Source organism: Microbacterium proteolyticum (assembly GCF_014192415.1).
Taxonomy (GTDB): domain Bacteria; phylum Actinomycetota; class Actinomycetes; order Actinomycetales; family Microbacteriaceae; genus Microbacterium; species Microbacterium proteolyticum.
Genome location: NZ_JACHXY010000002.1, coordinates 562,067 through 575,573, shown reverse-complemented (window position 1 = coordinate 575,573; position 13,507 = coordinate 562,067). Strand labels below are relative to the sequence as shown.

At 69.9% G+C, this 13,507-nt stretch carries 10 protein-coding genes, 1 tRNA gene and 1 pseudogene; 9 read left to right on the top strand and 3 right to left on the bottom strand.

From position 1 onward, the window contains the following. Positions 1-17 precede the first annotated feature (17 nt). Positions 18-560, bottom strand: a complete 543-nt coding sequence (locus FHS07_RS11105; RefSeq protein ID WP_183419955.1) for a TetR/AcrR family transcriptional regulator — start codon at positions 558-560, stop codon at positions 18-20. 79 nt (positions 561-639) lie between these two features. Between FHS07_RS11105 and FHS07_RS11100 the strand changes: the two genes are divergently transcribed. From FHS07_RS11100 to FHS07_RS11080, 5 genes are all read left to right on the top strand, one after another. After that, positions 640-2,178, top strand: coding sequence for an MFS transporter (locus tag FHS07_RS11100; protein WP_183419954.1), 1,539 nt, complete (start codon positions 640-642; stop codon positions 2,176-2,178). A gap of 24 nt (positions 2,179-2,202) precedes the next feature. After that, a complete protein-coding gene (locus tag FHS07_RS11095; RefSeq protein WP_183419953.1) occupies positions 2,203-3,252 on the top strand; it encodes a 3-isopropylmalate dehydrogenase in 1,050 nt (349 codons plus the stop codon). Positions 3,253-3,307: 55 nt separating this feature from the next. Then, positions 3,308-4,414, top strand: a complete 1,107-nt coding sequence (locus FHS07_RS11090) for a branched-chain amino acid aminotransferase (protein ID WP_183419952.1) — start codon at positions 3,308-3,310, stop codon at positions 4,412-4,414. Positions 4,415-4,911: 497 nt separating this feature from the next. Next, positions 4,912-5,679 carry a fumarylacetoacetate hydrolase family protein gene (locus FHS07_RS11085; RefSeq protein ID WP_183419951.1) on the top strand — a complete coding sequence of 256 codons (768 nt, stop codon included), beginning with the start codon at positions 4,912-4,914 and terminating at the stop codon, positions 5,677-5,679. Further along, positions 5,672-6,913 (top strand): MFS transporter, encoded by a 1,242-nt coding sequence (locus FHS07_RS11080; protein ID WP_183419950.1) that lies wholly within the window; start codon positions 5,672-5,674, stop codon positions 6,911-6,913. Before FHS07_RS11085 ends, FHS07_RS11080 begins: the two co-directional genes overlap by 8 nt. Before the next feature lie 232 nt (positions 6,914-7,145). Here the strand turns inward: FHS07_RS11080 and FHS07_RS11075 are convergent. Then, a pseudogene (locus tag FHS07_RS11075) lies at positions 7,146-8,180 on the bottom strand (aminotransferase class V-fold PLP-dependent enzyme); the annotation flags it as partial. An 80-nt stretch (positions 8,181-8,260) separates the two neighbouring features. Here FHS07_RS11075 and FHS07_RS11070 point away from each other — a divergent pair. The 4 genes from FHS07_RS11070 to FHS07_RS11055 all read left to right on the top strand — a co-directional run bounded on the left by FHS07_RS11070 (position 8,261) and on the right by FHS07_RS11055 (position 11,909). Beyond that, positions 8,261-9,217: a LysR substrate-binding domain-containing protein gene (locus FHS07_RS11070; RefSeq protein ID WP_183420159.1), complete on the top strand. Its 957-nt coding sequence runs from the start codon at positions 8,261-8,263 to the stop codon at positions 9,215-9,217. A gap of 10 nt (positions 9,218-9,227) precedes the next feature. Beyond that, on the top strand, positions 9,228-10,736 hold the full coding sequence (gene gltX / locus FHS07_RS11065; RefSeq protein ID WP_183419949.1) for a glutamate--tRNA ligase: 1,509 nt from the start codon (positions 9,228-9,230) through the stop codon (positions 10,734-10,736). 201 nt (positions 10,737-10,937) lie between these two features. Continuing rightward, positions 10,938-11,012 (top strand) — tRNA-Gln (locus FHS07_RS11060). A 210-nt stretch (positions 11,013-11,222) separates the two neighbouring features. After that, a complete protein-coding gene (locus FHS07_RS11055; RefSeq protein WP_183419948.1) occupies positions 11,223-11,909 on the top strand; it encodes a hypothetical protein in 687 nt (228 codons plus the stop codon). A 147-nt stretch (positions 11,910-12,056) separates the two neighbouring features. Here FHS07_RS11055 and FHS07_RS11050 read toward each other — a convergent pair whose 3' ends face one another. Continuing rightward, positions 12,057-13,400, bottom strand: coding sequence for an APC family permease (locus FHS07_RS11050; RefSeq protein ID WP_183419947.1), 1,344 nt, complete (start codon positions 13,398-13,400; stop codon positions 12,057-12,059). Positions 13,401-13,507 lie beyond the last annotated feature (107 nt).

The window sequence follows — 13,507 nt, the reverse complement described above, 5'->3', positions numbered from 1 at the left end:
CGGGGGCCGTGCGCGGGTCAGGTGGTCGCGGCGACGACCCGGGCGATGAGCGCGTCGAGGTCCGCGCCCTCGAGCTGGGGTCCGGGTACGGCGTTCAGGTCGAGCACCGCGTTGAAGTAGAGCCCGTCGCTGACGAGCAGCACCATCTGCAGCGCCGTCTCGTCGCGCGTGTGGGAGCGGAGGCTCTCCTCCCACAGCTCTCGCACGCGACGCAGTGATGCCGAGGCGGCGTCACTGCCGTTCTGCGCCAGACGTGACACCGCGAGGATCGTCACATCGAGCGAAGACCCGGTGTTCTGCGACGACCGGAGGTGCGCGGCCACGACGCCCTCGTCGGACTTCTCGATCTCGTCGACGTCTTCCTGCGCCAGGCGTTCGAGGCGCTCCACGAGTGCGGCTTCGAGGGCGCTCTTGGAGTTGAAGTGGTAGAGCAGTCCACCCTTGGACACGCCCGCTGTGCGTGCCGTGGCGTCCATCGTCGCGGCGCGTTCACCCTCGTCGACGAGGATGCGCGTGAAGGCATCGAGGACGGCGTCGCGGGCGAGTGGGGGGCGGCTCATGGCTTCTCGATCGTACTGGTGGACGTCAGGATGATTCTGTTACTATACCGGCTGGACGGTTAAGAAACGGATCGGAAGAATGCTCATCTCGTCGTTGCCCACCCAGGAGATCACCGTGACCCGCGCCGGCTGGCGCGGATGGTTCGCGCTGGCGGTGCTCATGCTGCCCGTGCTGCTCGTCTCGGTCGACAACACGGTGCTGAGCTTCGCGCTGCCCGAGATCGCCCTCGACCTGCAGCCCTCGAGCATCGAGCAGTTGTGGATCATCGACGTCTACCCGCTCGTTCTCGCGGGTCTATTGGTGACGATGGGAACGCTCGGCGACCGGTTCGGTCGTAAGCGCATGCTGCTCATCGGCGCCACGGGCTTCGCGGCCGTGTCCGCCCTGTCGGCATTCGCGCCGACCGCGGTTCTCCTCATCGCGGGCCGCGCCCTGATGGGTGTCTTCGGAGCCATGCTCATGCCGTCGACGCTGTCGCTGCTGCGCAGCATCTTCCGCGACCGCGACCAGCGGCGTTTCGCCATCGCGATCTGGGCGTCGGGCTTCTCGGCGGGCGCCGCGCTCGGGCCCATCGTCGGCGGCTTCCTGCTCGAGCACTTCTCCTGGGGTTCGGTGTTCCTCATGGCGGTACCCGTCCTGGTGCCGCTCCTCGTGCTCGCACCGTTCTTCGTGCCCGAGAGCCGCGACCCGGCTCCCGGCCGGTTCGACGCCGTCAGCGTCGTGCTGTCGCTGGCCACGATGGTGCCCATCGTGTACGCCATCAAGAAACTCGCGGTCGAGGGCCCGCTGTCGCTGGCTCCCGTCCTCTTCGTGGTGGGCGTCGTCTTCGGCTGGCTGTTCGTGCGCCGGCAGAAGCGTGCGGCCGCGCCGATGCTCGACATGTCGCTGTTCCGCCGCGGGACGTTCTCGGGGGCCATCCTGGTCAACTTGCTGAGTGTCGTCGGGCTGGTCGGCTTCCTCTACTTCGTCGCGCAGCACCTTCAACTCGTCGTCGGCCTGTCCCCGATGACCGCCGGTTTCGCCCTGGTGCCGGGCCTCGCGCTGATGATCGTGTCGGGGCTTGCGGTGGTGCCCGTCGCCAAGCGCTTCGCGCCGCGCGTCGTGGTGCCGGTGGCTCTCGGGTTCTCGGTGGTCGCCTACGTGATGGTCGCGCTCTCGACCGCCGACCTCGTCCAGTTGATCGTCGCCTTCGCGCTGTTGGGCATCGGCATCGGGGCGGCTGAGACCGTGTCCAACGAGCTCATCCTCTCCAGCGCCCCCTCGGCGAAGGCCGGCGCCGCCAGCGCCGTCTCCGAGACCGCGTACGAGGTGGGCGCGGTGCTCGGTACGGCCGTGCTCGGCGGCATCCTCGCCGCGTTCTATCGCACGCAACTCGTGCTTCCCGAGGGGCTCTCGAGCGCCGCGGCCGACGCATCGCGCGAAACGCTCGCCGGAGCGGTGGCCGTGTCGCACACGCTCGACGACGCCGCACTGGCCGAGTCGCTGCGCACGGCGGCGGCGCACGCCTTCGACTCCGGGGTCGTGGTGACCGCCCTCATCGGCGCGGCGCTGATCGTCGTGGCCGGAGTGATCGCTGCCGCTACCCTGGGAGGAACCCGCAGCACGTCGTCGAAGTGACGTGCCCGAGCTCTGAGGAGAGCGATGTCGCGTGTCGTGAAATTGGCCGTCATCCCCGGTGACGGCATCGGTCCCGAGGTCGTCGCCGAGGCGGTGAAGGTCCTCGACGCGGTCACCGTCGGGTCAGAGGTCACCTTCGAGAAGACGCCGTTCTCCCTCGGGGCCGGTCGCTACCTCGAGACCGGCGACACCCTCACCGACGACGACCTCGCGGCGATCGCCTCACACGACGCCATCCTCCTCGGCGCTGTCGGGGGAGTGCCCGGTGACCCCCGCCTCGCAGACGCCAACATCGAGCGCGGTCTGCTGCTCAAACTCCGTTTCGACCTCGACCACTACGTCAACCTCCGCCCGTCGAAGCTGTACCCCGGTGCCGCGGGACCCCTCGCCGATCCCGGCGACATCGACTTCGTGGTCGTGCGCGAGGGCACCGAGGGCCCGTACGTCGGTAACGGTGGTGCCATCCGCCGGGGCACACCGCATGAGATCGCGAACGAGACCTCGGTCAACACCGCCTACGGCGTGGAGCGTGTCGTCCGCTATGCGTTCGCGCTCGCGGAGCGCCGCCGTCACAAGCTCACGCTCGTGCACAAGACGAACGTGCTCGTGCACTCCGGTGGAATGTGGAAGCGGATCGTGGATGCCGTGGCATCCGAGTTCCCGGGGGTCGACGTAGACTACCTTCACGTCGACGCGGCAACCATCTTCCTGGTCACGAACCCGGGCCGATTCGACGTGATCGTCACCGACAACCTCTTCGGCGACATCCTGACCGACCTGGCCGGCGCCGTCACCGGAGGCATCGGCCTCGCCGCATCGGGCAACATCAACCCCGACGGCGCGTTCCCCTCGATGTTCGAGCCCGTCCACGGATCGGCGCCCGACATCGCGGGCACCCAGAAGGCCGACCCCACGGCCGCGATCCTGTCCGTCGCCCTCCTGCTCGATCACCTCGGGCTCACCGACGAAGCCGCCCGCGTCACCCGCGCGGTAGAGAACGACATCGCGAGCCGCGACGGCGTCCGCACCACCGCCGAGATCGGCGACGCCATCGTCAGGGGAGTCCAGGCGTAACCTGGACGGATCGGCCTGTATCGCCCCCGCGCATCGAACAGTTTTGGACTCACAGATGACCACCATCGACACCGACCCCGACACCGGACTCGACCCGCTCGAGTTCGCCGTCACCCGCAACCTCGCGGCCAAGAGCAACGCGGACCGCGATGCCATCCTGGCCAGCCCCGGCTTCGGGCAGAGCTTCACCGACCACATGGTCGACATCTGCTGGTCGGTTCGCGGCGGCTGGCACCGGCCGCGCGTCTCGCCCTACGGTCCGATCTCGCTCGACCCGGCCGCGGCCGTCCTGCACTACGGCCAGGAGATCTTCGAGGGCATCAAGGCCTACCGTCACGCCGACGGTTCGGTGCACACGTTCCGCCCCGACCAGAATGGGCGGCGCCTGCAGCGTTCGGCTCGTCGTCTGGCGCTCCCCGAGCTGCCGGTGCCGTACTTCCTGCAGTCGCTGCGCGAGCTCATCGCCGTCGACGGCGCGTGGGTCCCCTCGGGGGAAGACCAGAGCTTGTACCTGCGTCCGTTCATGTTCGCGAAAGAGGCGTTCCTGGGCGTCCGTCCCGCGCACAAGGTCGCCTACTACCTGATCGCAAGCCCCGCGGGTGCCTACTTCAAGGGCGGCGTGAAACCGGTGTCGATCTGGCTCAGCGAGGACTACTCGCGAGCGGGCAAGGGCGGCACGGGCGCGGCGAAGACCGGTGGCAACTACGCCGCGAGTCTGTTGCCGCAGTCCGAGGCCTACGAGAACGAGTGCGACCAGGTCGTATTCCTCGACCAGGATCGCAACGTCGAAGAACTCGGTGGCATGAACGTCGTCTTCGTCTACAAGGACGGCAGCATCGTCACCCCGCAGTCCGACTCGATCCTCGAGGGCATCACGCGCGACTCGCTCCTCCAGCTGGCCCGTGACCGCGGACACCACGTCGAGGGACGCAACGTCCCGCTGACGGAATGGCGCGAGGGCGTGGCATCCGGAGACATCGTCGAGGTGTTCGCCTGCGGCACCGCCGCCGTCGTCACCCCCATCGGCACGCTCAAGGGACGCGACTTCATCGACGAGCAGCCCAGCGGCACACTCGCCCTGGAGCTCCGTGAGGAGCTGACCAACATCCAGTACGGCCGTGCGGAAGACAAGCACGGCTGGTTGTACCGACTCGACGCCTGACGCGTCGCACACCGAGGGGCTCCCGGGATGCCGGGGGTCCCTACGTCTGTGTGGGCCACGCGGCGGCCGCCGTGTCTGTCGAGAAACGCGATCCGCGGGGATAAACGCCTCGCCGGGGCGTTTCTTCACGCGGATGCCGTTTCTCGCGGCGGATGCGGCCTGGGCGCCGAGGCCGACCTGCGGCGCAGCAACACCGGGGCGCGGCCCGGGTTAGCTCCGTCGATGAACGCGATTCGCCTGTGCGTGTCGGCGGGGCAGCCGGCGTTGCCGCCGTCGAGAAACGCGATCCGCGGGGATAAACGCCTCGACGGAGCGTTTCTTCACGCGGATGCCGTTTCTCGCGGCGGATGCGAACGGTGCACCGAGGCCGACCTACGGTGCAGCAACACCGGGGCGCGGCCCGCACCGCGCAGGTGCGGCGTTCGGCGGTCGCAGCGGGGTGAGGGAGAGTCGCTCACCCTCCTGGCGGTGTCGGACCACGCGGATAGGCTGAACCGGTGAAGATCGCACGATTCAGCCACCAGGATGCCATTCGCTACGGGATCGTCGATGACGGCGAACTCGTCGTGCTCGCCGGCGACCCGATGTTCGCCGGGTTCGACACCACGGGAGAACGGGTGCCTCTCACCGAGGTCGCCCTGCTGGCCCCGGTCATCCCGCGGTCCAAGGTCGTGTGCATCGGCAAGAACTACCGTGATCACGCCGCCGAGATGGGGAGTGAAGCCCCCGCCGAACCGCTGATGTTCCTCAAGCCCAACACCTCGGTGATCGGTCCGGGCGACGCGATCGTGCGCCCCACGGCATTGAGCTCTCACACCGATTACGAGGGCGAGCTCGCCGTCGTCATCGGCCGCGTCGCCAAGAACGTCCCCGCCGAACGCGCGAGCGACTACATCCTCGGCTACACCGTCGCCAACGACGTCACTGCGCGCGACCTGCAGCGCAGCGACGGCCAGTGGTCCCGCGCCAAGGGTTTCGACACGTTCTGCCCGGTCGGGCCGGTCATCGAGACCGACCTCGATCTCGACGCGGCCGTCATCACCACGCGGGTCAACGGCGAGGTTCGTCAGAACGGTCCCGTGTCCGACATGATCCACGGCATCCCCGCGCTAATCGCCTACGCGTCGGCGGTGTTCACGCTCCTGCCCGGAGACCTGATCCTCACGGGCACACCCGCGGGCATCGGGTCGTTCGACGCGGGCGACACCATCGAGATCGAGATCGAGGGCATCGGGATCCTGCGCAACACCGCGCGCGATGCCTGACGTCGCGGCGCCCGCCGTGGTCGATCTCGCCGCCGCGCAACGCCGTACGGTGCGGGTGCTGGCGGCCGGACAGGTGCTCAGCGGCGTCGCATTCGGATCGACGCTGTCACTGGGGGCGCTCCTCGCCGCCGATCTGTCGGGCGAAGAATCGCTCTCCGGGTTCGCCACCGCCGCGGTGACCCTCGGGGCAGCCCTGACGGCGATCCCCCTGGCACGTCTCGCCGCGCGTCGGGGGCGACGGGTCGCCTTGACGACCGGCAACGTCGCTGCCCTCAGTGGTATCGCCCTCGTCATCCTCGCGGCTGCGACGCGCGCGTTCCCTCTGCTTCTCGTCGGTATCGCGATGATCGGCGCGGGTAACGCGGCCACCCTGCAGTCGCGTTTCGCCGCGACCGACCTCTCCACGACCGCTCGACGCGGCCGCGACCTCGCGACGGTGGTCTGGGCCACCACGGTCGGCGGAGTCGTGGGCCCGCTGCTCCTCGCACCGGGAGAACTCCTCGGCGCGAGCATCGGCATGCCCCGGCTCACGGGCGCCTACCTCTTCTCACTCCTCGCCCAGGCGTGCGCGTTCGCGCTGTACGTTCTGGTCCTGCGCCCCGACCCGCTGCTGCTCGCACAACGGCTCGACCGCGAGAGAGCACCGACAGCTCGAGCGTCGTCCGAGGTCGATCGACCGCGCATCGCCCGCTTCGCGATGCTCGCGGTCGCCGCCTCGCACGTCACGATGGCGGCCGTCATGGCGATGACTCCGGTTCACCTTTCCCACATCGTGACACCGGATGCCGTGACCGTCGCCGTCGGAGTCACGATCTCGCTGCACGTATTCGGGATGTACGGGCTGTCGCCGGTTTTCGGCATCCTCGCCGACCGCGTCGGCCGTATCCCCGTCATCCTGCTGGGGCAGGTGCTGCTGGCGGCGGCTCTCACCGTCGCCTCGACCGGCGCAGACTCGCAGGCCGGTGTCCTCATCGCGCTGCTGCTACTCGGCCTCGGCTGGAGCGCGGCGACCGTCGCCGGTTCGGCCCTGCTCACCGAAGCGACTCCGCTCGCCGCTCGCCCCCGGCGTCAGGGACGCAGCGACACGCTGATGACCGGGTCCGCCGCCGTCGGGTCGGTGCTCGCGGGACTCATCCTCGGCCTCGTCGGGTACGGCGGTCTCGCGCTCTGGGCGTTCGTGCCGATCGCGGTGGTGTGCGCGTCCGCGGTCTTCGCGCGCACGCGTCCGGCGTAGAACGCGCGTGAGATCCGCGGGTTTTCCCCGCGAGTCAGATGGAGTAGCTCAGCGCGACTACGTGACGTGCAGAGTCCGGTGCGGTCCTGGCCCCGGTTCCCCTCGCGTCGAGCAACCCGGGAACGCGACCGGCTCCCCCCGGAGCACACGCTCCGTCCCCGGCGAACAAGCCACTCGCACCGAGCGCGCCATCCCCGGCGAGCAAGCCACCCGCACCGTGCGCTCGGATCGCACCCAACGCCCCGAGCGCCCGATCGACGTCGGCGTCGTCGTTGAACACGTGGAACGCGACCCGTGCCCGGCCGGCGCGGCCCGACGCCGTGATGCCCCGGGCCGTCAGGCGTGCCAGCGCCTCGCCGGTGGCATCCGGCCACGTGACGATCGCCGACGGTCGCGCCGGCTGCGCGAGACCGAGCCCCGCGCGGAAACGAGCCGCGAGGCCCGTCGCGTGGGCGTACAGCTCGGTGATGTCGGCGTCGGCGAACATCTCGAGCGCGGGGGCGGCGCCGACGAAGGCCTGCCACGCGGGCGAGACGTCGAAGCGACGGGCGTCCGAGGCGAGCGTGCCGCCGGTCCCGTAGCACGACGACCACGGATCGTCACCCGAGTACCACCCGGCCTGCACGGGACGCAGCGCCGCCGCGAAAGACGGGGTCACCGTCAGGAAGCCGACGCCGCGCGGGCAGCACAGCCACTTGTAGGCGTGGCAGACGGTCGCATCGAACAGCGTCGCGTCGACCGGCAGCCAGCCGGCGGCCTGGGTCAGGTCGCAGAGCGTGCGGGCCCCCGTACGAGTCGCTGCGGCGGCGATGCCGGCGGCATCCGCCACCTCGCCCGTCGCCGACTGCACGAGGGAGAACGCCACGAGCGAAGTGCCGCTCGTCACCGCGTCGGCGAGGTGCGCGAGAGGCGCCGTGCGCAGGCGGATACCGCGCCCGGCGTACGCGAACGGCGCCACGAGAGACGAGAAATCGCCCTCCGGACAGAGCACCTCGGCGTCGTCGGGCAGGGAGGCGGCGACGAGCGACACCATCACCGAGGTCTGCGACGCGATGGCCACATCGCCGACGGGGGAGCGCACCAGACGTGCGTAGGCCGCGCGGGCGGCTTCGACGGCACGCGACGCCGCAGCGACATCGGGGCGACCGGAAGCCGCGGCATCCAGATCGGAGCGGACGGCGCGCACGGTCCCGCGCGTGGGGAGGCCGAGCGTGCATGCGGCGAGGTAGTCGCGGCCGCCGGTGAAGTGCGATGCGAGGGTGCTCATGGATCCAGGTTCCCGCGGGCTTCTTCATTGCACCAGGACAGGTGTTGCATGAGAACCATCGCTTCTGCTTATGTATCGGGGTGACGGATGCCGACGACGATCTCGACGCCCACTCCCTGCGGGTCGTGAAGGCGATCTCCGACACGGGCTCGATCACGGCCGCGGCGCGTCAGCTCGGCTACAGCCAGCCCGCCGTGAGTCAGCAGCTGCGCCGCCTGGAGCGCCGCGCGGGCATGCCCATCGTCGAGCGCGTCGGACGCGGCGTTCGCCTGACCGAAGCCGGCCGCGTCCTCGCGCGGCACGCCGCGGCGGTGACGACGGCACTGGATGCCGCAGCGGGCGACCTCGCGGAACTCCGGGGGCTCCGCGCAGGTCGCGTGCGCATCGCCGCCTTCCCCTCGGCGTCGTCGACGGTCGTGCCGCGCGTGATCGCGGCGGTGACGGCGCGTCGGCCCGGCGTGTCGATCAGCTTCGTCGAGCTGGAGCCTCCCGAGGCCATCCTGGCGGTGCGCGAGGACCGCGCCGACATCGCCCTCACCTACAGCTACCCCGGCGATCGTCGCGAGCTCGACCTCGCGGCCACGGGACTCGCGGTGCGCACGGTCGGGGGCGACGACACGGTGCTCGTGCTCCCCGTCGACCATCCGGCCGCCGAGGGACCGATCGACCTGTCGCGCCTGGCGGGGGAGCGGTGGATCGCCGGGTGTCCGCAGTGCCGCGGTCACCTCCTCGAGGCGTGCGCGCGCGCCGGATTCGTGCCCGACATCGCGTTCGAGACCGACAACTACATCGCGGTCGAGAACCTCGTCGCGCAGGGCGTGGGCGTGGCCATCCTGCCGCGCATGGCCGTGGCATCCATGCCCCTGCTGTCGGGTATCGCCGTTCCCCGCCTCCCGGATGCCGAGGCGCGCACCCTGCACGTCGTCACCGCCCGCGGAGCCGAGAACGTGCCGGCGGTGGGAGTGGCCCTCGGTGCCGTGACCGACGTGCTCGCCGACTATCCCCATCCCTCGGGCCGCGCAGCGCGTCGCCGGTAGGATCGAGGGGATGTCTTCCACGCCCGATCCCCGCACCACGACCGCCTCCGGCGCCGACGTTCGCGTCCGCTTCTGCCCGTCTCCGACGGGCCTGCCGCACGTAGGTCTCATCCGCACCGTCCTGTTCAACTGGGCGTACGCCCGGCACAACGGCGGAAAACTCGTCTTCCGTATCGAAGACACCGACGCCGCCCGCGACAGCGAGGAGAGCTACCAGCAGTTGCTCGACGCGCTGCGGTGGATGAACATCGACTGGGACGAGGGCGTCGAGGTCGGCGGCCCCCACGCGCCCTACCGCCAGTCGCAGCGCCATGAGCTGTACCGCGAGGTGCTCGACAAGCTCGTCGCCGCGGGGGCGGTGTACGAGAGCTATTCGACCGCCGAAGAGATCGACGCCCGCAACGAGGCCAACGGACGCGCGAAGCAGCTCGGCTACGACAACCACGACCGCGACCTCACCGACGATCAGAAGGCCGCGTTCCGCGCCGAGGGTCGTCAGCCCGCCTGGCGCCTGCGCGTGCCCGACCACGACCTGAGCTACGACGACCTGATCCGCGGTGAGGTCACCTTCCCGGCCGGATCCTTCCCCGACTTCGTGCTCGTGCGCGCCGGGGGAGTGCCCCTCTACCCGTTCGTGAACCCGGTGGATGACGCGCTCATGGGCATCACCCACGTCATCCGCGGCGAAGACCTCATGCCCTCCACGGCGCGGCAGCTCGCGTTGTACTCGGCCCTGGTCGATGCCGGAGTGACGTCGTTCATCCCGCGCTTCGGTCACATGCCGCTGGTGCTGGGTGAGACGGGGAACAAGAAGCTCTCCAAGCGCGACCCGCAGGCAGACCTCTTCCTGCAGCGTGAAAAGGGCTTCATCCACGAGGGGCTGCTCAACTACCTCTCGCTGCTCGGCTGGTCGCTGGCGAGCGACCGCGACGTGTTCTCGCTGGAGGAGATGATCGCCGCGTTCGACATCGCCGACGTCAACCCCAACCCCGCCCGCTTCGACCAGAAGAAGGCCGAGGCGATCAACGGCGATCACATCCGCATGCTGGATGCCGACGACTTCGCGGCCCGGATCGTCCCGTACCTCGCGGGTGCGGGGTTCATCGCCGAGGAGCCGTCGGCCGAGCACCGTGCGATCATCGCCCAGGCGGCGCCCCTCGTGCAGGAGCGCGTGCAGTTGCTGGGCGAAGTGCCGGGCATGCTCGGGTTCCTCTTCGTCTCCGACGTGACGTACGCCGATGACGCGATGAAGGGGCTCCCCGCGAACGCGGCCGAGGTGCTCGCGGCATCCGTTAGTGCCCTCGAGGGTGTCGACGATTTCACCGCCGGCGGTGTGCAGGAGGCCCTGTCGAGGGTTCTCGTCGACGAGCTCGGTCTCAAGCCCCGCGTCGCCTACGGCCCGCCCCGCGTCGCGCTGACCGGTCGCCGGGTGTCGCCGCCGCTGTTCGAGTCGATGGAGCTGCTGGGCAAGGACGAGACCCTGCGACGCCTCGACGCGCTGGTGACGCACCTGGGCTGAGCCCTCGTCCTTCGCCGGTGATCCCCGGAGCCCCCGTCGCGGAGCTCCGGGGATCACGCGTTTCCACGCGGCGCGCAGGACGGCGGCGCGTGCCGGCAGCGGCTCGTGCGGGCCATGGCGCGCGGAGGACGGGCCTCGATTTTGCTCACCCCGGCATCTCACGTAAGCTTGTTCTTCGGCACGAGTTCCGGCTCAGCGCCTTGGGGTATGGTGTAATTGGCAACACGGCGGTTTCTGGTTCCGTTGTTCTTGGTTCGAGTCCAGGTACCCCAGCCAGTCTCATAAGCATCACGCGCACGAGAATCTCTCCCTCCTTCGGCACTTCCGCCGGGGGAGGTTGTGGTTTCCAGCGGCCTCGCCGGCGAGCGACTGCCGACGGCGGGTTTTCCTTCGTGGGCTCGTACGCGCCCACGTTCGCGCTCTTCAGGACAGCGGACGAGTTCCGCCCGGGTGGCAGCGCGTGCCGCGTCGTGTTAGGCAGGACGCATGACGTCCACCGCTCCGTCGCCCCCGCGCGAGTCGCCGAGCGCGCGAGCGAAGCGCAAGAACCGCCTGCTGACCACGATCACGCTGGGGGTCGCCGCCATCGTCTGCGCGGTGGTGGGCGTGGGTGCGTACGCGATGACGAACTCGTGGTGGACCGAGGAAGCCCCGGTCGCCTCAGTCGACCAGCAGCTTCCCGACGGTCAGTCGCGCTTCGACCGAGCGGGCCAGGACTTCTTCAATCGACAGGGTCTGGTGACCATCGATCTGGCCGCGTCGGCCCCAGCCGCCACCCTCGGTCTCCCCGGCGACGGCGCCACCACCGTCGACACCCTCGTTCCCCTTCCCGTCGAGGTGCGGGGTGACGATGGCGAGCTCCGCTTCAGCGGAGTGACGCGATTCTCGCTCGTGACGGCGGACGGCGTGCTCGCCAGCGTCTCCGTGGTGTCGGCATCCTCGGGATCGTGGACCGCGATGGCTGCGGATCTTCGCGGGCGCGCGGGTGAATGGGGATGGACGGATGCCGATATCGCGACCCTCGAAGATCAGGTCGGCGCAGCGATACGGAACGAGGGCGTCGCGACGACGATGACCCTCCCCGCGGTGGACTCGACCGGCGTCGACATCGGTGCTGAGGTCACGGTGACGGCGGCGGGTGCGCTCGAGCTGGTCTTCGTCCTCTCCCGTTGACGGGGGCGCCTGCGACGGCATGCCGGTCCGTCCGTTTCCCTGGTGCGCGGAACGCCGCTCAGTGCGGACCCGCGACGCCGCCCGGCGTGCCGACGCCCGCGGCATCCCGTCGACGCCCTTCCCGTTCGGTGTCGCGCAGAACCTCGCTCAGCGCGAGGCGGCACGGCGCTCGGCACGCCGACGCCCCGCCCGCGCGACGAGGAACAGCACCGATCCGACCGCGATGTAGCCGAGGGCACCGAGCCAGACGATGCCCGTCTGCTGCGTGAGCAGCACGATGCTCGCGATGATCGCCAGCACGGGGACGACGCGGGGCACGCGGAAGTGTTCGTGCGCCACCTCGTCCTTCTTCAGCACCAGCACACTCACGTTCGCCGCCAGGAACACCAGCAGCAGCAGGAGCACCGTCGTCTCGGCCAGGGTGGCGACGTCGCCGACGAACGAGAGGGCGATCGTCGCGGCACCCACCACCACGATCGAGACCCACGGCGTGCGGCGACGCGGCAGCACGCGCGAGAAGGCGTGGGGGAGTAGACCCGACTCGGCGAGGCCGAAGCCGACGCGGCTGGCCATGACCATGAACAGCAGCGCCCCGTTGGCGATCGCCACGAGCGCGATCGTGCTGAACAACCACGCGGGGATCGCGACACCGCTGGCCGCGACCACGTCGAGCAACGGTCCGGTGGACTCGGCGAGTTCTGCGGGTGGCAGGACGATCACCGCGCCGAGGGCGATGAGCAGGTAGACAACGGCCGCGGTCGCGATCGCCCCGAACAGGGCGCGCGGGTAGGTGCGGGACGGGTTCTTGACCTCCTCCGCCATGTTCGCTGCCGCCTCGAAGCCGAGGAACGAGAAGAACGCGATGACCGACGCGGCGAAGGCGCCCTGCAGCGGCGGCACGTCGGGGGCGAACTCGAAGATGCGCGCCGGTTCGCCTCCGTCGCTGCCGAAGACCATCGCGGCCACGACGATCACGATGACGAGACCGGTGACCTCGATCACGGATGCCACGAGGTTCGCCCCGAGCGACTCGCGAACGCCACGCAGGTTGATGAGCGTGAGGATCGTGATGAACGCGATCGCGGTGGGGATGGGCGGGATGTCGACCAAGGCGGCGAGGTAGTCGCCGGCGAAGGCGTTGGCCAACGACGCCGCCGTCGTGATGCCGGAGGCCATCATGAGGAAGCCCACCAGGAACGACAGGTACGGGATGCCGAACGCCCGCTCGGCGTAGCGGGCGGCGCCACCGGCGTGGGGGTACTTCGTGATGAGTTCGGCATAGGTGCCGGCCGTCAGCAGAGCCACGACGAGCGCGATGAGCAGCGGCAGCCAGATCACCCCGCCGACATCGGTGGCCATCGAACCGACGAGCGTGTAGATGCCGGCGCCGAGCGTGTCGCCGACGATGAAGGCGAAGAGCAGGGGTCCCGTGACGACGCGCTTGAGCTTGCCGGAGTCGGCCGGGGAAGACGCGGTGGTTTCCGTGGACATCCGCCAAGTTCACAGGCACCGGGGGCCGCGACGCAAGCCCGGACGTCCCGGCCGGCGTCCGCGCGCCCCATGAGGTAGACCCGCGCCCGTCGCCCCCGCGTCTTTCG

Coding starts and splice junctions, on each gene's coding strand:
- FHS07_RS11105 (WP_183419955.1), bottom strand. CDS start 560: ATGAGCCGCCCCCCACTCGCCCGCGACGCCGTCCTCGATGCCTTCACG.
- FHS07_RS11100 (WP_183419954.1), top strand. CDS start 640: ATGCTCATCTCGTCGTTGCCCACCCAGGAGATCACCGTGACCCGCGCC.
- FHS07_RS11095 (WP_183419953.1), top strand. CDS start 2,203: ATGTCGCGTGTCGTGAAATTGGCCGTCATCCCCGGTGACGGCATCGGT.
- FHS07_RS11090 (WP_183419952.1), top strand. CDS start 3,308: ATGACCACCATCGACACCGACCCCGACACCGGACTCGACCCGCTCGAG.
- FHS07_RS11080 (WP_183419950.1), top strand. CDS start 5,672: ATGCCTGACGTCGCGGCGCCCGCCGTGGTCGATCTCGCCGCCGCGCAA.
- gltX (WP_183419949.1), top strand. CDS start 9,228: ATGTCTTCCACGCCCGATCCCCGCACCACGACCGCCTCCGGCGCCGAC.
- FHS07_RS11055 (WP_183419948.1), top strand. CDS start 11,223: ATGACGTCCACCGCTCCGTCGCCCCCGCGCGAGTCGCCGAGCGCGCGA.
- FHS07_RS11050 (WP_183419947.1), bottom strand. CDS start 13,400: ATGTCCACGGAAACCACCGCGTCTTCCCCGGCCGACTCCGGCAAGCTC.